The 20,467-nt window shown below is 71.7% G+C and carries 20 protein-coding genes; 8 read left to right on the top strand and 12 right to left on the bottom strand.

The genetic code is table 11. The features are described from left to right. Positions 1–28: 28 nt before the first annotated feature. On the bottom strand, positions 29–439 hold the full coding sequence (locus K415_RS0112885; RefSeq protein ID WP_024287455.1) for a DUF5997 family protein: 411 nt from the start codon (positions 437–439) through the stop codon (positions 29–31). 157 nt (positions 440–596) lie between these two features. On the opposite strand from K415_RS0112885, the gene K415_RS0112880 reads away from it, so the two are divergent. After that, on the top strand, positions 597–1,313 hold the full coding sequence (locus K415_RS0112880; protein ID WP_029663729.1) for a LysR family substrate-binding domain-containing protein: 717 nt from the start codon (positions 597–599) through the stop codon (positions 1,311–1,313). Here K415_RS0112880 and K415_RS0112875 read toward each other — a convergent pair. From K415_RS0112875 to K415_RS21915, 4 genes are all read right to left on the bottom strand, one after another. Continuing rightward, on the bottom strand, positions 1,251–2,780 hold the full coding sequence (locus K415_RS0112875; RefSeq protein WP_369795224.1) for a nitronate monooxygenase: 1,530 nt from the start codon (positions 2,778–2,780) through the stop codon (positions 1,251–1,253). The two genes, K415_RS0112880 and K415_RS0112875, sit on opposite strands and share 63 nt — an antisense overlap. A gap of 204 nt (positions 2,781–2,984) precedes the next feature. Beyond that, positions 2,985–3,947 carry a DUF5692 family protein gene (locus K415_RS0112870; RefSeq protein WP_024287452.1) on the bottom strand — a complete coding sequence of 321 codons (963 nt, stop codon included), beginning with the start codon at positions 3,945–3,947 and terminating at the stop codon, positions 2,985–2,987. Between the two features lie 82 nt (positions 3,948–4,029). Continuing rightward, entirely contained in the window at positions 4,030–4,647 is a 618-nt protein-coding gene (locus K415_RS0112865) for a TetR/AcrR family transcriptional regulator (protein ID WP_024287451.1), read from the bottom strand. Between the two features lie 98 nt (positions 4,648–4,745). Then, positions 4,746–4,934 (bottom strand): hypothetical protein, encoded by a 189-nt coding sequence (locus tag K415_RS21915; protein ID WP_024287450.1) that lies wholly within the window; start codon positions 4,932–4,934, stop codon positions 4,746–4,748. A 17-nt stretch (positions 4,935–4,951) separates the two neighbouring features. Here K415_RS21915 and K415_RS0112855 point away from each other — a divergent pair, with 17 nt between their 5' ends. Further along, positions 4,952–5,638, top strand: a complete 687-nt coding sequence (locus tag K415_RS0112855) for a hypothetical protein (RefSeq protein WP_024287449.1) — start codon at positions 4,952–4,954, stop codon at positions 5,636–5,638. Between the two features lie 39 nt (positions 5,639–5,677). Here K415_RS0112855 and uxuA read toward each other — a convergent pair whose 3' ends face one another. Beyond that, on the bottom strand, positions 5,678–6,853 hold the full coding sequence (gene uxuA, locus K415_RS0112850; protein WP_024287448.1) for a mannonate dehydratase: 1,176 nt from the start codon (positions 6,851–6,853) through the stop codon (positions 5,678–5,680). Positions 6,854–6,982: 129 nt separating this feature from the next. On the opposite strand from uxuA, the gene K415_RS0112845 reads away from it, so the two are divergent. Next, positions 6,983–8,020 carry a LacI family DNA-binding transcriptional regulator gene (locus K415_RS0112845; RefSeq protein ID WP_029663725.1) on the top strand — a complete coding sequence of 346 codons (1,038 nt, stop codon included), beginning with the start codon at positions 6,983–6,985 and terminating at the stop codon, positions 8,018–8,020. Here the strand turns inward: K415_RS0112845 and K415_RS0112840 are convergent. Next, the gene (locus K415_RS0112840) at positions 8,012–8,329 is read right to left on the bottom strand and encodes a hypothetical protein (RefSeq protein WP_024287446.1); all 318 of its coding nucleotides are present in this window, start codon (positions 8,327–8,329) and stop codon (positions 8,012–8,014) included. The two genes, K415_RS0112845 and K415_RS0112840, sit on opposite strands and share 9 nt — an antisense overlap. Before the next feature lie 257 nt (positions 8,330–8,586). Further along, positions 8,587–9,408: an SDR family NAD(P)-dependent oxidoreductase gene (locus tag K415_RS0112830; RefSeq protein WP_024287445.1), complete on the bottom strand. Its 822-nt coding sequence runs from the start codon at positions 9,406–9,408 to the stop codon at positions 8,587–8,589. Positions 9,409–9,616: 208 nt separating this feature from the next. Here K415_RS0112830 and K415_RS0112825 point away from each other — a divergent pair, with 208 nt between their 5' ends. From K415_RS0112825 to K415_RS22840, 3 genes are all read left to right on the top strand, one after another. Further along, positions 9,617–10,354, top strand: coding sequence for a GAF and ANTAR domain-containing protein (locus K415_RS0112825; RefSeq protein WP_024287444.1), 738 nt, complete (start codon positions 9,617–9,619; stop codon positions 10,352–10,354). Positions 10,355–10,434: 80 nt separating this feature from the next. Beyond that, positions 10,435–11,157 carry a GAF and ANTAR domain-containing protein gene (locus K415_RS0112820; protein ID WP_024287443.1) on the top strand — a complete coding sequence of 241 codons (723 nt, stop codon included), beginning with the start codon at positions 10,435–10,437 and terminating at the stop codon, positions 11,155–11,157. 172 nt (positions 11,158–11,329) lie between these two features. Beyond that, positions 11,330–12,094: an anti-sigma factor antagonist gene (locus K415_RS22840; protein ID WP_024287442.1), complete on the top strand. Its 765-nt coding sequence runs from the start codon at positions 11,330–11,332 to the stop codon at positions 12,092–12,094. Positions 12,095–12,123: 29 nt separating this feature from the next. Here K415_RS22840 and K415_RS0112810 read toward each other — a convergent pair whose 3' ends face one another. The 4 genes from K415_RS0112810 to manD form a co-directional block, all read right to left on the bottom strand. Continuing rightward, complete coding sequence (locus K415_RS0112810; RefSeq protein ID WP_024287441.1) at positions 12,124–13,497, bottom strand: mannitol dehydrogenase family protein; 1,374 nt, start codon at positions 13,495–13,497, stop codon at positions 12,124–12,126. Beyond that, positions 13,494–14,924, bottom strand: a complete 1,431-nt coding sequence (gene uxaC, locus K415_RS0112805) for a glucuronate isomerase (protein ID WP_024287440.1) — start codon at positions 14,922–14,924, stop codon at positions 13,494–13,496. The genes K415_RS0112810 and uxaC overlap by 4 nt, the downstream gene beginning before the upstream one ends. 88 nt (positions 14,925–15,012) lie before the next feature. Beyond that, positions 15,013–16,632, bottom strand: a complete 1,620-nt coding sequence (locus K415_RS0112800; RefSeq protein ID WP_024287439.1) for a UxaA family hydrolase — start codon at positions 16,630–16,632, stop codon at positions 15,013–15,015. Then, positions 16,629–17,855: a D-mannonate dehydratase ManD gene (manD, locus tag K415_RS0112795; RefSeq protein WP_024287438.1), complete on the bottom strand. Its 1,227-nt coding sequence runs from the start codon at positions 17,853–17,855 to the stop codon at positions 16,629–16,631. The genes K415_RS0112800 and manD overlap by 4 nt, the downstream gene beginning before the upstream one ends. Before the next feature lie 298 nt (positions 17,856–18,153). On the opposite strand from manD, the gene K415_RS0112790 reads away from it, so the two are divergent. Next, a complete protein-coding gene (locus tag K415_RS0112790) occupies positions 18,154–19,149 on the top strand; it encodes a LacI family DNA-binding transcriptional regulator (protein ID WP_197024728.1) in 996 nt (331 codons plus the stop codon). Between the two features lie 64 nt (positions 19,150–19,213). Next, positions 19,214–20,467 carry an extracellular solute-binding protein gene (locus K415_RS0112785; RefSeq protein ID WP_024287436.1) on the top strand — a complete coding sequence of 418 codons (1,254 nt, stop codon included), beginning with the start codon at positions 19,214–19,216 and terminating at the stop codon, positions 20,465–20,467.

Below are 20,467 nucleotides of genomic sequence, written 5' to 3'. Positions count from 1 at the left end.
GCTACCCCGCCGGGTCGAATCGATCCGTTCAGCCGTCGGTGGCGGACGTCGCGGCCTTGGCAGCCTTGGCGGCCTTGGCAGCGAGCCGCTCCTCCTCCAGCCGGGCCTGCTCGAACGCGACCCGTTCGGTGCGCAGCCACAGCGGCGGGTCCTGCCGCAGCTCCTCGATCTGCTCGGTCGTCAGGGCCTCGGTCACCCCGCCACGGGCCAGGGCGGCGATCGAGACGCCGAGCCGTGACGCGACGACGTCGCGGGGGTGCGGTCCGGTCGCGCGGAGATCGGTCAGCCACTGCGGCGGAGCGGTGATCAGGCGGGCGAGGTCGGACCGCGACACCGCGGCGGCCTCGCGGAACGACTCCGGGGTGGCCGGCAGGTGGATGCCCAGCTTCTTGGCAGCCGTCACCGGCTTCATGGTCTGCTTCGAGTGCGAGGCGGTCATCCGTCGAGGATATCGTTCGCGCCGTGTGCGGCCGCGCCACGGGCCTCCCCGTAGCCTTGGCCGACGACAGGAGGCGGTCGGCATGCACGACGACGGTGACACGCACGACCGTGACACGCACGACCGCGACACGCACGACGATGGCGAGCGTGCGCCCGTGACGTTCCGCATCGCCACGATGCCGGGCGTCATCGTCTCGAAGTGGACCCGGGTGTGGGCCGAGCGCCGCCCGATGACACCTGTCGAGCTGATCCGCACGGACGAGACCAGTCAGGTCGCCGTCCTGCGCGAGGACCGCGCCGACGTCAGCTTCGTCCGGCTGCCGGTCGAGCGGGCCGGGCTCAGCCTCATCCCGCTCTACACCGAGGTCCCGGTGGTCGTGCTGGCGATCGACCACGAGCTGACCCTGCTGGACGAGGTGTCCCTCGCCGACCTGGTCGGCGAGCACCTCGTACCCGTGGGACCGACGGCGTCGGCCGACGCGACCCGGGAGGCCGTCGCGCTCGTCGCGGCCGGCATCGGCGTCCTGCTGGTGCCGATGTCGGTCGCACGCATGCACCACCGCAAGGACGTCACCCACCGACCGGTCACCGATGCCGAGCCGACCCGGATCGGGCTCGCCTGGCGGGAGGACCGGACGACCGCCGACGTCGAGGAGTTCGTCGGCATCGTCCGCGGTCGCACGGCCCGGAGCTCGCGAGGACCGTCGGATGCGGCGGCCGGCACGGACGACGACGCGAGCGAGCCGGCCGCGCCCCCGTCACGGCAGGGACGTGGCCCCGGTCCCGCCCGGGACGATCGCCGGAAGGGCTCAGACGCGCGCAGGACGGGGCGCCCCGGCCCACCCCGAGGTCGGCGCCGAGGCAAGCGCTGAGAGGCTGCGGACACCGCTGAGCAGCCACTCGAGGGCGGTCGCGGCCGACCAGCCCTCACGGTGACGTTCGGCGAGGCGACGCGCACCGTCGAGGTCGGCGCCGAGGGTGACCAGCGCGTCCTCGGTGTAGCCGTCGAGGCGGGTCTGCGCGAAGCCGACGTTGGCCATCAGCGCGTTGCACAGGCAGGCACGGCCGACAGTCTCCTCGATCGTCCCGCCGTGCCGCACGAAGTCCTCGACCGGCTCGGACGGGCAGCGGTAGCCGAGCGAACCGTTGTCCTTGACGTACGGGGTGCGCAGGTAGCTGAGGTCGCACAGGCGGGGGCGGCCGACCACCACCTCGGGCTCGGAGAGCGTGCCGGGGATCTGGGCGACCTTGAACGGGAAGCCGGTCGGCGAGGCCAACGGGTCGGTGCGGATCTCGAGCGTCCCGGCCCGCAGCCGCGTCATCAGCTCGTCGCGCAGGTTCCCGGTCAGACCGGAGTCGTCGCTCAGCGCGAACAGCGTGCCGACCTGCACACCGGCCGCGCCGGCAGCGCGGGCGCCGACGAGCGCATCAGGTGTGCCCTGGGAGCCCGCGATCCAGAACGGCAGACCCACCTCGGCGACCTTCGCGATGTCGGCGTCGTCCCTGGGGCCGAAGACCGGCTGACCGAGCTCGTCCAGGACGAGCCGCCCGCGCGGCGGGGCGTTGTGCCCACCAGCCTGCGGACCCTCGATGACGAACCCGTCCGGACGGATGTGCTCGTCGCGCGCGAGGTAGGACGCCAGGACGTGCGCCGAGACGATGGCGAGGAACATCGGCCGCACCAGCGGCGGGATGCCGGTGCCCAGCAGGGCGGCCGGGTCGAGCTCGACCGCCTGGCTCCCCGGCTCCGCCCCGACGACGTCGACCGGCAGCCGGACCGCTTCGTGGCCGGCGAGCTTGTTGAGCAGCTGCGGGATCTCGCGCGGGATCCCGGCGCCCATCAGCACGTAGTCGACGCCGGCCAGCATCGCACCGTACGCGGCCGCCGGCGTCGCCATCTGGACCTTCTCGAGGAAGTTGACGCCCACCTGGCCGTCGTGGCCCTCCTTGGCGAGCCACACCTCGACGAAGTTCCCGAGGATCGCCAGCTCCTGGGCGGACCGGTGCTGGCGCACGGCGAGTCGCGGGACTGCTGCATAGGGCGTGCCCGGCGGCCGGCCCTCGGGCCGGAAGTACCGCTTGAGGGCGCGCGTGACGATCTCGGGCACGGGGAACGCGGCCAGGGCCCGACGCACGGTGCCGTCGCGGTCACCGTCCTGGAGCCGGCGGGCGAGCACGGCGTCCAGGGCGATGCCCGAGACCACGCCGAGCTGTCCGAGCCTGGCGACCGCCGAGGCGAGCCGCCAGGACGAGACGCCGACGCCCATCCCGCCCTGGATCACCAGAGGGAGCTCGCGGCCCCGGTGGCGGGGGCTGGACGTGCGGGGCGACGTGATCACGCGGACCTCTTCTGACGGCGGCGACGGGCTTCGGACGGTACGGTGGGCGCCTACGCTACCGTAGGTTACGTCTCCGTAGGTTCGCATCGCCGTGAGCACGGCCTCGGGACCTAGGTCCCTGTCACCGAACGTCGTGGCACGTCGTCGGGCCGTAGCTTTTCTGGCCGCGACATCGCCCTGTCGAGAACCCCGTCGCCGGGCCGGTCAGGCCACCGGCACCGGCATCGGCGCCGGACCCGGGGCGGGCGTCGGCGCGTTGGCCACGACGACCTTCCGGTAGGCGGCGAGATCGGTGAAGAGCTCGTCCGTGAACGGGTTCTTCCCGGACGTCACGATCCGGCGGACCTGGTAGACGACGACGGCGATGTTGGCCGCCAGGGCGATCGCGCTGACGACGAACAACGCCTTCGGGTCGTGCGACGACGCGACCGCGAACTGCGAGCTCGTGACGAACGAGGGCACCGCCATCGTGAACATCATCCAGAACGCGAGGGTCTGGGCGCGGTGCTGGAGCCAGGCCCCCCGCTTGATGAAGAACGCCGGGATCGTGCACGAGACCAGCAGCGCCGCGCCCGCGTAGAACGCGTGGTCACCGACCGCGTTGTAGACGTAGGCGAAGTTCCACAGGTCGTAGGCGATGATCCAGAACCAGAGCATGTCCGGCCAGATCATGTCCTTCTTCTTGCCCTGGCTGATGAAGATCCCGGCCCAGCCGCAGATCGTCAGCAGGTTGAGGATGCCGGCGATCCCGTTCATCACGTTCCACGAGCCGCCGACCATCAGCACGCCGTCGACCATGCCGTTCATGCCCGTCACCTGGAAGTCACGGACGACGGCCTCGGCGATGTTGATCGCGAGGATCGCCGCCGGGAACATCAGCGCATACCGGTTCTTGGCCAGGCGAGGGATGTACCGCAGGGCCATGAAGCCGACGCAGCCGGCGAGCGCCGAGTAGACCTTGACCCAGTGGAACCACGTCCCGGTGCTGGAGCCCGCCCCCGCCGTGGTCGGCCACACGAAGACGGTGAGCACGACCGGGAGCGCGATGAACAGGACGAGACCGGCCCACTTGCTGATCCGGGCGAGCTCGTTGAAGAACATCAGCCCTGCGACGACCGCGACCCACATGAGGGCCGAGTACCAGGGGATCGACTCGAAGAGGAACATGCTCGGGCACTCCTGTGTCTGAAGGGGCGGGGTGGGGTCGCGGGTACTGCGGTCGCGGGTACCGCGGTCGGCGGGGTGGACGTCAGCCGGAGCGGTCCCCCGGTGCCAGGCGGAGGGTCTGGCGGACGATCGCGACGAGGACCGCGTCGTCGATGTCGGGGCGGGAGCGCGCCAGGCCGATCAACCCGTGGACCAGGACGTAGAACGTCTCGTAGACGTGCACGATCTCGATCCGGTGCCGCCTGGCGTACGCCTCGACGGTCGACGTCGACAGGCAGTCGACGATCGCTCGCACCGCTCGGTCGACGAACCGGTTGTAGAGGCCCGCGTTCTCGATCCGCGGCAGGTCCGTGCCGAGCGAGTCACGGCCCTGCAGGTGACGGCGGAACACCTCGATGCAGTCGGTCAGCGCCTTGTCGATGTTGCCGACCTCGCGCTCGGCGTCCCACCGGCGGATGCTCTCGACGAACTCGGCGATGTACTCCTCGAGGACGACGTCGACCAGCGTGTCCTTGTCGACGAAGTAGTGGTAGACGAGCCCCCGGGTGATGCCGGCCCGCTCCGCGACGTCGCTGATCGACGTCTTGGCGATCCCGCGCTCCGCGAACAGCGCCCGTGCCGCGGCGACGATCTCGTCCTTGCGCACGTCGGGCGCCTTGACGGACCGGACCGCCGGACGGAGGACCTCGGCGCTGGGCACAGACCCATCCAACGCTTCATTGACACACTGTCAATGGGACCTTGGTCGCGCCGACGGGGTCGAGACCTCGAACCGCTCGCGGTCCGGCCCGGACGCGATCAGCGCGGGCGGTGGCCCGATCGGGTCGGCGTCTCGGCCTCGGCCACCTCGGCATGGCGGGCACGCAGGCGCTCCCGGACCTCCTGCGGCGTGTAGGCGAGGCGACGCCGCTCGTCCCTCGCGATGAGCACGCCGGTGGCCGCGACACCGGCGAAACCGGCCACGCCCAGGACCTTCCACCATCGCACCTGCCTAGGCTACAGGCGTGGCGGCCACCCAGATCGACCTCGACGAAGCCCTTGACGCGACCCGGACCGGCGACGTCTGGCTCTTCCGTGGCACCACGGTCGCCGACCGCGCGATCCGCGTGTCGACGAACAGCCCGGTGAACCACGTCGGCATGTCGGTCGTCATCGGCGACCTCCCGCCGCTGATGTGGCACGCCGAGCTCGGTCGGTCGTTGACCGATGCCTGGACGGGTGCTCACCAGCGCGGGGCCCAGCTGCACGACCTGCGCGAGGCCACGACCGCCTGGGCGCACCGGTACGGCCAGCAGGCCTGGTTCCGCCAGCTCGACCACCCGGTCGACCAGGCGATGGAGGACGCCGTCCTGCGCACCATCGCGCGGCTGGACGGGACCCCCTTCCCCTCCACCACGCAGCTCGTGACCCGGTGGTTGCGCGGCCGCGCGCCGCGTCTGCTGCAGCGCGCGGCGCAGGCCGACCTCGAGACCGCCTACTGCGCGGAGATCGTCGCCGTCACGTACGAGGCGATGGGTCTGCTGCCCGGCGACCACCGACCGAGCTGGTTCGACCCGGGTCGGTTCTGGAGCGGTGACGACCTGAGCCTGTCCGCCGGCGCCCGGCTCGGCGCGGAGATCTCCGTCCGGATCCCGGCACCGGAGGCCGCCGGACCGGACCCGACGGCGCCGGGAGCGCAGTCGGCCGCCTGACGGCCAGGAAGCGACTCCCGGTCAGGGCATCGGGCGCGGTCAGGGCAGCAGACGCCGGACCGCGAGCTCGATGCCACGCAGCTCGGCGAGCCCCTTGAGCCGTCCGATCAACGAGTAGCCCGGGTTGGACCTGCGTCGCTGGTCGTCGAGCAGCTGGTGGCCGTGGTCCGGCCGCAGCGGGATCCTCGGTCCACCCTCACGTTCGCGGCGGCGCTCCTCGGCCACGAGCACCGAGACCACACCCACCATGTCGACGTCCCCACCGGCGTGGATGTCCTCGTGGAAGCTCAGCGAGTTGGCCTCACGCCGCGTCGAGCGCAGATGGGCGAAGTAGATCCGCGGCGCGAGAGCCGTGGCCATGGCGACGAGATCGTTGTCGGGCCGCACCCCGTAGGACCCCGTGCAGAAGGTCAGTCCGTTCGCCGGGCTCGGTGCGGCATCGAGCAGCCACTGCGCGTCAGCCTGGGTCGAGACGACGCGCGGCAGGCCGAGGATGGGCCGGGGCGGGTCGTCGGGGTGGATCGCCAGCCGCAGGCCGACCTCCTGCGCGACCGGGACGACCGCCCGCAGGAAGTACCCGAGGTTCTCCCGCAGCCCGTCGGGGCCGATCCCGGCGTAGCCGGCCAGCATCTGCCGGAACGAGTCGAGGGTGTACCCCTCCTCCGAACCGGGCAGCCCGGCGATGATCGTGCGGACGAGCTCGTCGCGCCCGTCCGGCGAGAGCTGCGCGGCGTAGGCGGTGGCGCGGGCGATCTCGGCGTCGTCGTACTCCGCGGCGGCACCCGGTCGGTCGAGGATCACCAGGTCGAACGCGGCGAACGCATCCTGGTCGAACCGCAGGGCCCAGCCGCCGTCCGGCAGCTCGTAGCGCAGGTCCGTGCGCGTCCAGTCGAGGATCGGCATGAAGTTGTAGCAGACGACGTCGATGCCGTTCTCCGCCAGGTTCCGCAGGCTCTGCTGGTAGGCGGCGATCCGCTCGTCCCGCCGGGGTGCGGCCCGCTTGATGTCCTCGTGCACCGGCACGCTCTCGACGACCGACCAGCGCAGCCCCGACGCCTCGATCATCGCCTTGCGCTCCGCGATCGCCTCGACGGTCCAGACCTCACCGTTGGGCACCTCGTGCAGAGCCGTGACGATGCCGGTCGCGCCGGTCTGCTTGATGTCGGCCAGCGTGATCGGGTCGCTCGGGCCGAACCATCGCCATGTGTGCTCCATGCCGTGCCTCCTGGGCAGCTGTCGTCCGGCCGGACCTCCCGGTCCTCGCCGCGAACCCATTGCAGCACGTCCGGGTAGCAGTCTGACAAGCGGTTGCCACAACGTGTCGGGAGACCTACCGTGCTGATCGTGGACGAGCCCGAGGACGGTGCGGTCCGGCGCAGCCCGACGATCTACGACGTCGCCGCGGCCGCCGGGGTGGCGCCGTCCACCGTCTCGCGTGCGTTCTCCCGCCCGGGGCGGGTCAACGCGGAGACCGCGGCACGCATCCGGGCCATCGCGGCGGACCTCGGCTACCGGGCCAACCCGCTCGCCCGTGCGCTGCCCACCGGCCGCACGTCGATGCTCGCCGTGATCGTCTCGGACGTGACCAACCCCTTCTTCTTCGAGATCATCCGCGGCGTCGAGGCGGCCGCCGCCGATGCCGGCTACGTGACCCTCCTGGTCGACACGCACGAGTCGCCGAGCGACGAGCGCGCGGCGATCGACCGGGCCATCCCGATGGTCGACGCCATCGTGCTGGCCACCTCCCGGATGTCGGACAACGCGATCCGGATGATTGCCAAGCAACGGCCGACGGTGGTCCTCAACCGCCCGATGACCGACGTGCCCAGTCTGGTGAGCGACAACCCGCGCGGGATGCGGCGGGCCGTGGAGCACCTCGGTGAGCTGGGGCATCGGGCGGTGACGTACGTCGCCGGTCCGGAGGCGTCCTGGGCGGACGGGATGCGGTGGCGCTCGATCCGCGAGGCGGTCCACGAGCTCGAGATGCGTGTGCACCGGATCGGGCCGTACCCCCCGACGCTCGGCGGCGGCTTCGCGGCGGTGCGTGACCTCGCGCAGGCGCCGACGACGGCTGTCGTCGCCTACAACGACCTGATGGCGATCGGCCTGATGCGCGGCCTGTCCCTGGGTGGTGTGCGGGTCCCCCATGACGTGAGCGTCATCGGGTTCGACAACATCTTCGGCGCCGACTTCTGCTCCCCCGCACTGACGACGGTCGCCGCCCCGCTGCGCGCACTCGGGACGGTCGGCGTGCAGCTCGTCCTCGGGCTCGTCTCCGCCGGCGGCCGGCGCGGCAGCGCGCACCCGAGCCCCGTCCGCCCGGCGATGCTGCCCGCCCAGCTGGTGGTCCGGGAGTCGACCGGACCGCGCCGTTCAGGCTGACGCCGACGCCCGGTCGGCGGCGAGCTCACCGACCTGGCCGAGGATCGCTGCCACCACGACGTCGTCGTCCGCGAGCTCCGGGTCGAGCGCCCCCGAGACCGACCGCACGGCCTCGGGGAGCGCGCCGGCCGCCAGCGCCGTGAGCTCGGCAGCCCGCGCGTCGGTGACCGGGGCGCCGAGCCGACGCAGGTGGCAGACCCACGCCGCGACGACCCGCGTCGCGCCGAGCGGGGGTTGCCACGAGTTGTCGCCACGCAGGCACCGGGCCGGTCGCACCAGGTCCAGGTGCGGCCCGGCGGACCGCGCCATGACGCTGCAGGATCCGCCGGGCCGATCAGGACAGGCGCACGTTCAGGACGGGCGCACGTTCAGGACAGGCGCACGTTCAGGACCGTACGCACCGTCGCCATCCGGTCACCCGCCGCCGTCAGACCGTCACCGAGACCCAGCCGATCGCCCACACCATGACGAGCAGGTCGCCGATCATCTGGCGCCGTCGCCGGGCGGGCCGGTCCGCAGAGGGCTTCATGGCCCGCATCCTGCCGTGCGGCGCGGGTCGGGGCGCGTCAGGCGGTGACCATCCGGGCGCTGCGTTCCCAGAGCTCCCGGGCCAGGTCGGCGTCGCGGGCCTGCGGGTTGGCCTTCGCGATCGCGCGCTTGGCGTAGTAGCCACCGGGCACCCAGTCCGCACCGGGACGGGCCGTCGCGAGCCACACCAAGGTGTCGGCGCCCTGCTCGGCCGACAGGAGGAGCCGCCGGAGCGCGGTCTGGTAGACGAACCGCATCGGGCTGGTCGAGCCCGCGGCGAACCCGGTCGCGACACCACCCGGATGGAAGGCCGCGGCATCGATGCCCTGCAGCCCGTGGCGCCGGTTCAGCTCGGTGGTGAACAGGATGTTGGCCAGCTTGGCGTTGCCGTACGCCCGGTTCGGCGAATACCTCGTGCGGGCGTCCAGGTCGTCGATCTCGAACCGGCCGAAGATCCGGTTGGCTGCGCTCGAGGTGTTGAGCACCCGGGCCCCACCGTCGAGCAGTCGGTCCATCAGCAGGGTGGTCAGCAGGAACGGGCCGAGGTGGTTGACCTGGAAGGTCTTCTCGTGGCCGTCCACGGTCTCCTCGCGCGCGCCCATGATGCCACCGGCGTTGTTGGCCAGGACGTCGATCCGGGGGCAGGCCGCCAGGAGCTCCGCGGCGAGCCGCCGCACGTCGTCGAGCCGCGCGAAGTCCGCGACGAAGGCGTCGGCCCCGATCTCCCGCGCGACAGCGGCCGTCTTCTCCGGGGAACGGCCGACGACGACGACGCGGTCGCCGCCCTCGCTGAGGCTGCGCGCCGCCGCCGCCCCGATCCCGTCGCTCGCGCCGGTGATGACGATGGTCCGCTGCGACATGTGGGGTCTCCTGATGGCTCGACGTGTCCGGCTCGTCGGGAGCGCGGTTCCGGCTCCAGTCTCCCTGACGCGGGACCGCTGTCCCTGTCGCCGCCGCCGGTCCGGGCGAATCCTGCCGGTACCGGTACCGGTACCGGGACCAGACCCTCCCGCGCCGAGGTTCCGCGCAGGCCCGACTACGCTCGGTGCTGCGGACGATGTGAGGCGGGTGATCGGCGTGACCTCGGTGCGGGTGGCTGAGATCCTGGCCGGGGTCGTGGACGGCTCCCCCGCGATGTCGAGCCTTCCCGAGCGTCTGGTCCGGGCGTGCGCGCAGGCGCTGCCTGTCACGGGGGTGGGCATGGTGCTGATGACGGACAACGGGCCGGCCGGGACCGTCGCGTCCACCGACGGTCCGGCAGCCACGATGGAAGAGCTGCAGTACACGCTCGGGGAAGGTCCGTGCGTCGAGTCCTCCCGGACCGGGCGGCCCGTGCTCCAACCCGATCTGGCCACGTCGGGTCCGGCGCGCTGGCCGGGCTTCTCCGCCGGCGCTCTGGATGCCGGGATCCGCGCGATCTTCGCTCTGCCCCTGCGGGTGGGAGCCATTCGCCTCGGCGTGCTGGATCTGTACCGCGACCTCCCCGGGGCACTGACCGATGGTGAGCTGACCGAGGCACTGTCGTTCGCCGACGCCGCGACGACGATCCTGCTGCACCTGCAGGCGCAGGACTCCCCGGACGGCTCTGAGTCAGGTCTGATCCGGGTGATCGAGGACCGCGCAGAGGTGCACCAGGCGACCGGCATGATCGCGGTCCAGGTCGGCGTGTCGCTCGCCCAGGCACTGGTCCTGCTCAGGGCCCGATCCTTCGCGGCGGAGCGCCCGATCATCGCCATGGCCCGTGACGTCCTCGCCGGGGTCGTGCGTTTCACGAGCGACGAGGATGGTCGCATCCACGGGCACTGACTGGCGGAGCCGGTGCCGCCGAGAACCAAGAACCTGAGTCCCGAGAACCCGAGCAAACGGGTGAGAGCAAAGGAGGAGTGATGGACGGACCCCAGCGCCTGGCGCGAGTCTTCGTCGAGCTCGCAGACACCCTGGTCGAGGAGTTCGACGTGGTCGACCTCCTCCAGACGCTCACCGAGCGCTGCATCGAGCTGCTGAGAGCAGACGCCGCGGGCCTGATGCTGGCCGACGAACGCGGGAACCTGCGCCTGATGGCGAGCACCACCGAGAGAATGCGCTTGATCGAGCTCCTCGAGCTGCAGGTCGCCGAAGGTCCGTGTCGAGACTGCTACGTGACCGGAAGGGCCGTGACGAACGTCGACCTCTCTGACGCGCGCGAACGGTGGCCCGTGTTCACGCCCGCGGCGGAGGCCGCCGGGTTCGGCGGTACCCACGCCCTGCCGATGCGCCTGCGCGGCCGGGTCATCGGCGCTCTGAACCTCTTCACCGACGAGCCTGTCGACCTGAGCGACGAGGACATCGCGATCGGGCAGGCGATGGCGGACGTGGCCACCATCGGACTGCTGCACGAACGGAACCTCCGCGAGCAGACGATCGTGTCCGAACAGCTCCAGGCAGCACTGCACAGCCGGGTCCTGATCGAGCAGGCCAAGGGAGTCCTGGCCGCCCGTGCAGACATCAGCGTGGACAAGGCCTTCGGCCGGATGCGCGACCACGCCCGGCACAACGGCCTGACCCTGACCGCGGTCGCGACTGCCGTGGTGGACGGCTCGCTCGACGCCCGCGTCCTGCTGGGCGCGTGACGCCGAGCACCGACAGGCGCGGCGCCGGACTCGTCGGTCGCCATTGTGCTCGGGAGGGCGACGCCGTAGATTCCTCGTGAGGGATGGGCCGCTTCGTCGGCCCATCTCCGCAGTTGTGTTGCCCCAGACCCGGCAGCACGTCGACACCGGCGCGCACTGGAGATGGGGACTCATGGCCTTCGCGACGGACTCGGCACGGAGCACGGTCATGCGCCAGCGGATCGTCTACGTCGTGGGCGAGGTCGACATCGCGTCCGCACCCTCCCTGCGTCGGGCGTTGACCCGGGTCGCCGCGGAGCCGACGAGTCAGGTCGTCGTCGACCTGTCCGGGGTCACGTTCATGGACTGCTCCGGGCTCCGGCCGCTGCTCGAGGCCGAGGCGCGCCTCGGGAGCCGACTGCGTCTGCGCGCCGTTCCCCCGAGGGTCGCCGAGCTGCTCCGGCTCACCGGCCTGCAGACGAGCTTCCACGTCGTCAACGATGCGTGGGCCAGGCGGTCCGATGCCGCGTACGCGTGGGATCACGCCGACCTGGACCGGCAGCACGCCGAGGGCGCAGCGCTCTCGACGACGGCGCCCTCAGGGTCGCTCGAGCTCGAGGAGGACGTCGCACGCCGACGAGCCACGGCCGACGGCGAGGCGCGGATCGACCAGGCGAGAGGCCTGGTCATGGCCACCCACGGGTGCGACGCCGAACAGGCTGGTCAGCTGGTGAAGCACGCCGCCCGCCGCCAGGACATGCAGGTCCACGACCTCTCCGACGCTCTGATCAAGGCCGCCACCGGTTCCCGGGGCGGTCGGTCCAGCGCGGCCATGAAGGCCGCGGTCCTGGCCGTCCTGTCTCAGGGCGACAGCACCCAGCCCGAGGCATCCGCGCAGCGGTACCACGGTGCGCCAGACGAAGCCCCCGAACCGGACCGGGACCTCCTGGCCCCCTGACCCCTCGGGCGTGCTGACCCCTACCGGTCCTAGGGCTCGGCGAGCTCCCGGGCCTGATCGATGACGGCCGCGACGACTGCCTCGTCCGCGGCGAGGTCGGGGGCCAGCGTCGTGAGCACGCGGCGCACGGCGTCGGGCAACGATCCGGCGGCCAGCGGGACGAGCTCGGCCGCCCGGGTGTCGGTGACAGTGGCGCCGAACCCGCGCAGATGGCAGACCCAGGCGGCGACCGCCAGCGTCGCGCCGGCCGGGAGCCGCCCGGCGGCCCGTTCCCGGCGCAGCGTCGGCAGGACCCGGATCGGCAGCTTCTGGGAACCGTCCCAGGCGATCTGGTCGAGGCGGTGCCGCATCCGCGGGTTCGCGAACCGCTCGGTCAGCGCAGCGCGGTACGCATCGATCTCGACGGTCGGCACGGTCAGGTGCCGCGATGCGGCGTCCCACCACGCCTCGAGCCAGGCCAGGCAGCGCTCGTCGCGCATGGTGTCGGCGACTGTCACATGACCACGGATCGACCCGGCGTACGCCAGCAACGAGTGGGCCCCGTTGAGCAGCCAGAGCTTGCGTTCCTCGAACGGCGCGACGTCGTCGGTGAAGGTCGCCCCGGCGTCCTGCCAGTGCGGCCGGCCGACAGCGAACTCGCCGCTGATCACCCACTCCGTGAAGGGTTCGGTCACGACCAGCGAGCGGTCGTGGACACCGGTCGCGGCCTGCGCGTCGGCGCGGTCCTGGTCGGTGGCCTCCGGGGTGATCCGGTCCACCATCGTCGTCGCGTACGCCACGGTGCCCGCGATCCAGTCGGCCAGCGACGGGTCGACCAGCCGAGCGAGGCCGGCCACGACCCGCGCGACCGCCGCACCGTTGTCCGGCAGGTTGTCACAGGGCACGATCGTCAGCGGCCCCGCACCCGCCGCACGGCGTGCGGCAAGACCCGCGACCAGACGCGCGGGAACCGTCACGACGGCGGCCGTCGGGTCGTTGCGCAGCGTGGCGAGGTCGGCGCGCACGGCCGGCAGGTCGACGTCGAGGTCACCGTCGGCGCTGCGCTCGTAGCCGGCCTCGGTGACGGTCGTCGTGATCACCTGGACCCGTGGGTCGGTCAGGTAGCCGAGCCAGGCGTCCCACTCGTCGGCGGTGTGCACCTGGGCGATGCTCCGAACCACCTCGAACGTGTCGCCTGCGCTGCCCCGGGTGACGACGGTGTAGAGGCCGTCCTGGGCCTTGAGCGCCGCCGCGACGGCGTCGGACCGCGCCGACGGGCGGCTGTTGAAGGCCGCGATCCCCCAGTCGGACGCGTCGGGCGCATGGTCGGTGTACCAGGCCTGGTGGGCGCGGAAGAAGTTGCCCAGCCCGAGGTGGACGTGCCGGACGGGCGGCGGGGCGGCATCCCTGCGGAGCTCGCTCACAGCTTGAAGACCTTCGTCGGGCGACCGGTCACCAGGTCGACCGCGGCGGCGTGGGCCTCGTCCTCGTCGAGCCGGTGCTCGGCGACGAGCTGGGCGAGGTGGCCGCTGTCGAGCCGACGCGCCATGTCGTGCCGGGCCGGGATCGAGCAGAACGCCCGGGTGTCGTCGATGAAGCCGGACGTCCGCGAGAAGCCGGCGGTCTCCGTGACGGCCGAGCGCCAACGGCGGACGGCGTCCGGCGCGTCCAGGAACCACCACGGCGCACCGATGTACACCGAGGGGTAGAAGCCGGCCAACGGCGCCAGCTCGCGGGAGAACGCCGTCTCGTCGAGCGTGAAGAGCACCAGGTGGAGGTTCGGGTGCGTGCCGTACCGCTCGAGCAGCGGCCGCAGCGGGTCCGTGAAGTCGGTGCGCAGCGGGATGTCGTGCCCGGTGTCCGGCCCGAACCTCGCCGCCGACGGCCCGTGGTGACCGCGGCGCACCCCGACGTGCAGCGTCATCGTCAGACCGTCCTGGGTCGACATCCGCGCCATCTCGAGCAGCATGTGGCGGCGCAGGGCCACCGCCTCGAGCGGGGTCGCCGTACCGCTCAGTGCAGCCCGGTGGACCCGGTCGGCCTGCGCCGGCTCGAGCGGCTCGGTGCCCGCGTCGGTGTGCGCATGATCGGCGGACACGGCACCGTGCTCGACGAAGTAGCGTCGACGCGCCTCCATCGCGGCCACCCAGCCCGGATACGTCCCGGTGTCGATGCCGGACACCTCGCCGAGGCGGGCGATCGCAGCGGGCCAGCCGGCATCGGCGGCCTCGAGGTAGCGGTCAGGTCGGAAGGTCGGGATGACACGTCCCGACCAGGTCGGGTCCGCGACCAGCGCGGCGTGCGCGGACAGGTCGTCGCACGGGTCGTCGGTGGTGGCCAGCAGCGCGATGTCGAACCGCGTGAACAGGGCCCGTGGCCGGTAGGCGTCCTGGGTGAGCCGCTCGGCGAGGTGGTCGTAGATCTCGTCGGCCGTCTCGGCGGACGGTCGGACCTCGACGCCGAAGATCTCGGCCAGCTCGGACTCCAGCCAGTACCGGACCGGCGTGCCGCGGAAGACCTGCCAGTGCGAGCACAGCAGCCGCCAGGCCTCGCGGGCGGCGGCCTCGCTCAGCGGACCCTGCCCGACCCCCAACGCCTCCAGCGGGACCCCAGAGGCGTGCAGGAGCCGGGTCACGTAGTGGTCCGGCGTGACGAACAGCTGAGCCGGGTCGCGGAACGGCACGTCGTCGAGCAGCATCTGCGGGTCCACGTGACCGTGCGGGGAGATGATCGGCAGCTCGCGCACGGTCCGGTAGAGCCTGCGGGCGATGTCCCGGACGGCGGGGTCGGCAGGCAGCAGGCGGTCCGGGTGGGGGGCCAGCACGGGCGTCTTGCTCGGCGTTGTGGGCATGGTGTCGCTCTCGCAGGGTCGTGGTGTTCGGTCGCCCGGTGGGTGTCAGCCGCTGGCGCGCCCCGGGGTGCGCGCACGTCCGGCGATCTCAGGTCACGGTGCCGAGCTGCCAGGGGATGAACTCCTCCTGGCCCAGGTCGAGCTCCTCGCTCACGGTCAGCTCACCCGAGGCGACCGCGATGATCAGCTCGAAGATCTCATCACCGACATCGGTCAGGCTCGCCGTCCCGTCGACGATCCGGCCGCAGTTGAGGTCCATGTCCTCGGCCATCCGCTCGAACATCTCGGTGTTCGTCGCGAGCTTGATGGCCGGGGTGGGTCGGCAGCCCAGGACCGAGCCGCGCCCGGTCGTGAAGCAGACGACCGTCGCACCGCCCGCGACGATCCCGGTCACGGAGACCGGGTCGTAGCCGGGGGTGTCCATGAAGACCAGGCCGCGCTCGGTCACCGGCTCCGCGTACTCGTAGACGGCGCTGAGGTCGGCCTGCCCCGCCTTGGCCACCGCACCGAGGGACTTCTCAAGGATCGTCGTCAGCCCGCCTGCCTTGTTGCCGGGCGACGGATTGTTGTCGAGGCTGCCACCGCCGGCCCTGGCGTAGTCCTGCCACCAGTCGATCCGGTCGAGCAGCCGGCGTCCGACCGCCTCGGAGACCGCGCGCCGGGTGAGCAGGTGCTCGGCCCCGAAGACCTCGGGCGTCTCGGCAAGGATCGACGTCCCGCCGGCCGCGACCAGCCGGTCGGACGCGTGCCCGAGCGCAGGGTTGGCCGTGATCCCGGAGTAGCCGTCCGAGCCCCCGCAGTTCAGGCCGAGCACGAGCTCGCTGATCGGCGCGGGTGCCCGCCGGCGGGAGTCCAGCACCGGGAGCATCTCGCGGATGAGCGCGACGCCGGCCCGGACGGTGGCGCGGACGCCGCCGGTGTCCTGGATCGTCAGCGTGTGCACGATCGTGTCGCTCGGCAGGTCGAGGCCGTCGACGAGCGACTGCACGGGCACCATCTCGCAGCCGAGGCCGAGCACCAGCAGCCCACCGAAGTTGGGGTGCTGGGCGTAGCCGCGCAGCGTGCGCAGCAGCACGTTCGCACCGTCGCTGCCGGGCACGAGTCCGCATCCGCTCTGGTGGGTCAGCGCGACCACGCCGTCGACGTTCTCGAACGCGTCGAGCGCCGTCCCACGGAACTGGTCGGCGATCATCTTGGCCGACGACGCCGAGCAGTTGACCGAGGTGAGGACCCCGACGAAGTTCCGGGTGCCGACGCGTCCGTTCGCCCGGTGGTAGCCCTGGAAGGTGCGCGACGGACCGGTCGGGGCGGGCAGCCCGGTCCGGGCGGTCCCGAACTCGTAGGCCCGCTCGGTGTCGTCCATGCCGAGGTTGTGCGTGTGCACGTGGCTGCCGGCGGCGATGTCGACCGTCGCCCGACCGATCGACTGCCCGTACTTGTGCACGGCCGAGCCGGCCGGCAGGTCGCGGACGGCCAGCTTGTGGCTGCGTGGCACGTCGCCGGGGAGCACGAGCTCACCGGTCGCGGTCAGCACCCGGGACCCCGCCGGCAGCCCCCGGGTCGTCACGGCGACGTCGTCGTCCGGGCGCAGGAGCAGGGCGCACTCCGCGAGCGGCAGTGCCGCCGTCCCGCCGTCCTGGGCCGTGCCGTCCTGGGTCACGTCGTCCTGGGCCACTGCCGGTCCTCCCTCGTGATCGTCGGTGCTCACCAGTCGTGCATCGTGCCGTCGAGCAGCCGGTTCACCGGCAGGTACGCGGGGGTGTACTCGAACGCCGCCGCCGCATCCTCGTCGAGATCGACCCCGAGGCCCGGGTTCTCGCCCGGGTCCAGCAGGCCGTCGACGAACGTGTAGCTGGTCCGGAACACCTCGAGCGTCCGCTCGTTGTGGACCATGAGCTCCTGGATGCCGAAGTTGTGGATCGCGATGTCCAGGTGCAGCGCAGCAGCCATCCCCACCGGGGAGATGTCCGTCGGTCCGTGGATGCCGGACTTGATCTGGTAGATCGCCGCGAAGTCGAGGATCTTGCGGAGCCCGGTGATCCCGCCGGCGTGCGTCGCGGAGGACCGGACGTAGTCGATCAGCTGCTCGGTGATCAGGGTCTGGTAGTCGTAGACGCTGTTGAGCACCTCGCCGATCGCCAGCGGGGTCGTGGTCTGCGAGCGCACCCGGCGCAGGCCCTCCTGGTTCTCGGCCGGCGTGCAGTCCTCGAGCCAGAACAGGTCGAACGGCTCGAGCGACCGGCCGAGCTGGGCACTCTGGTTGGGCGTGAGCCGGTGGTGGGCGTCGTGCAGCAGCGGCAGGTCCGCGCCGAACTCGGCGCGCACCGCCTCGAAGACGCCCGGGATGTGCCGGAGGTACGCGGCGGTGTCCCAGCTCTCCTCGACCGGGACCGTCGTCCGGCCGGCCGGCTCGTAGTCGTAGCGCTGACCGGCCTTCTGGTCGGTGCCGACGCCGTAGACCTTGGCCAGACCGGGCACGCCGGCCTGGACGCGGATCGCCGTGAAGCCCTCGTCGAGGAGGTTGCGGATCGCTGTGAAGAGCGCCTCGACGGTGGTCCCGGAGGCGTGGCCGTAGGCGAGCGCCCCACGTCGGCTGCGGCCACCGAGCAGCTGGTAGACGGGCATCCCGGCGACCTTGCCCTTGATGTCCCACAGGGCCATGTCGACGGCCGCGAGCGCCGCCATCGTCACCGGTCCGCGGCGCCAGTACGGCCCCCGGTAGAGGTACTGCCAGGTGTCCTCGATGTTGTCCGCCTCGCGGCCGACCAGCAGCGGCGCCAGGTGGTCACGCAGGTAGGACGCGACAGCGAGCTCGCGCCCGTTGAGGGTGGCGTCCCCGAGACCGACGACGCCGTCGCTGGTCGTGAGCTTGAGCGTGACGAAGTTGCGGCCGGGGCTCGTGATGAGGACGTCGACGGCCTCGATCTTCATCGCGTCACCTCACGGGCGTGGGCCGACGCGTCGTGGGCGTGTCGAGCGGCAAGCATTCCGTCTCCTCGTCGAAACAGTATGACCGGCGTTGGGACAACTGCGCACAGCGTACGCCTGGTCGGCAACGGGATCACATTCTGGCCGTTGACCTGCGCATACGTCGCCCACTCTTGAGGATTCCGGCGCACTTCCATGAGTTGATCGTGACAGAGGCTTGACGTATCCCTGCAATCCTTTGCATACTTGCCGCAGCCACGCCGACGTGGCAGCACACACCGATGGAGGTGGGCACGTGCCGGTGACCGCACGAGATGTGGCCCGCGTCGCGGGCGTCTCCGTCTCCACGGTCTCGCGTGCTCTGGCCAAGCCGGACTCGGTCTCTCAGCCCACCCGCGACAAGGTCCTGCAGACCGCGCGCGGCATGGGCTACCGCCCGAACCTCGCGGCGCGTGGCCTGATCACCGGGCGCACCGGCACCATCGCCCTGATCGTCCCCGACCTCGAGAACCCGTTCTTCGCGGCCGTCGCCAAGGGCGTGCAGAGCAAGGCGAGGACTGCCGGGTACGCGGTGATCATCGCGGACTCCGACGAGGACCCGAGCCAGGAGGCCGATCTCGTCCGCAGCCTGGCGAAGCAGGTCGACGGCGTGCTGCTCTGCTCGCCGCGGGCACCCGACTCCGTGATCGTCCAGCTGGCGCAGGAGTGCACGATCGTCCTGGTGAACCGCCGGTGCGGGGACATCCCGACCGTGGCGATCGACAACCTCGACGGGGTTCGGCAGGCCGTCATGCACCTGCGTGCCCTGGGCCACCGGACGATCGCCTACGTCGGCGGGCCCAGCACCTCCTGGTCCAACCGGCAGCGCATCGACGCCCTGCGGAACGTCGCCACCGAGCACACCGAGCTCGAGGTGATCGATCTCGGGTCCTTCCAGCCGTACATCTCCGGTGGCATCGCAGCGGCGGACCTCGTCATCGCCAGCGGCGCGACCGCCGTCCTGGCCTACAACGACCTCGTCGCCCTCGGCATCCTCAAGCGGCTGCGCCAGCGAGGCGTGCACGTCCCGGCGGACATCAGCGTCGTCGGGGTGGACGACATCCCGATGTCGATGCTGACCACGCCCGCCCTGACGAGCGTCGGGATCCCGCTGGTCAACTGCGGGCGGGCCGGCGTGGACATGCTGCTCAGCCTCGTCCGGGAGCCGTCGACCCCGCCCGTCCACCACCACGACCTGTCGTTCCGGCTGGTCGTCCGCGAGTCCACCGGCCCCTGCCCGACCGCACCACCCGTCTGAAGTCGGACCTGCTCGCCCCGCCCGGACGACGACGTCCGGGCACAACACAGAGAGAAGACCGTCGATGCGAACTTCCAGACCCCTGCACCTCGTGGCCGGTATCGCGGCTCTCGGGATGCTCCTCGCCGCCTGCACGGCCCCCGGCACCGAGACCACCCCCGACGCCGAGACCGACGCCCCCGCCGACACCGCTGCCCCGGCGGCGGCCGACGAGGTCCCCGAGACGCCCTCGTCGCCGGTCACCCTGAACATCCTCGACGTCGCCGGCAACGAGAAGCTCACCGGCGTGATGGTCGACGCGTTCGTCGCGGAGCACCCGGACATCATCTCGGCAGTGACCTGGGAGAGCGCCGGCGCCCCGGACCTCGTGGGCACCATCAAGCCCCAGGTCGACAGCGGGAACCTGTCGATCGACCTGGTCATGACCGGGACCGACGGGCTCTCCGCCGGCATCGAGCAGGACCTGTGGGTGCCGATCGTCGCGGACCACGGCGACCGGCTCTCGAACATGGCGAACTACATCGAGCCGGCCGCGAACATGCAGGGGCTGGCCGGTGACTACGGCGTCGTGACGACCTACTACCCGTCGGGTCCGCTGCTCCAGTTCGACCCGGCCGTCGTCACCGACGTGCCGACCACTCCGGAGGAGCTGCTCGCCTGGGCCCAGGCGAACCCCGGCAAGTTCGGCTACGCGAGGCCGGCGAACTCCGGTCCCGGCCGCACCTTCCTGCAGGGCCTGCCCTACATGCTGGGTGACACGGACCCGATGGACCCGGAGAACGGCTGGGACAAGACCTGGGCGTACCTCAAGGAGCTCGGCCAGACCATCGACAGCTACCCGACCGGCACCGGTCAGGTCATCTCGAACATGGCGGACGGCACCTGGGCCCTGATCCCGACCACCACCGGCTGGGACATCAACCCGCGCGCCCTCGGCCAGGAGCCGCCCACGATCGAGGCGGCGCCGTTCGACGACTTCACCTGGGTGACCGACGCGCACTACGCCGCCGTGCCCCAGGGGCAGACCCCCGACAAGCTGTCGGCGATCCTCAACCTCCTGCAGTACATCCTCACGCCGGAGACGAACGCCATGGCCTACGACACCGGGTACTTCTACCCCGGCCCGTCGATCGAGGGCGCAACCCTGGACCTGGCACCCCAGGAGAGCCAGGACGTCGTCGCGGAGTTCGGGCGCGACTGGTACGACGACCTGATCGAGGAGATGCCGAAGGCGACCCCGCTGCCGCCGGCCGACCTGGTCAAGGCGTTCGACATCTGGGACCGCGAGGTCGGATCCGGGAAGTACGAGGCCAGCTGA

It is taken from the genome of Cellulomonas sp. KRMCY2 (assembly GCF_000526515.1).
In the GTDB taxonomy this organism is placed as follows: Bacteria; Actinomycetota; Actinomycetes; order Actinomycetales; family Cellulomonadaceae; genus Actinotalea.
This window is presented reverse-complemented; position numbering and strand designations above follow the sequence as displayed.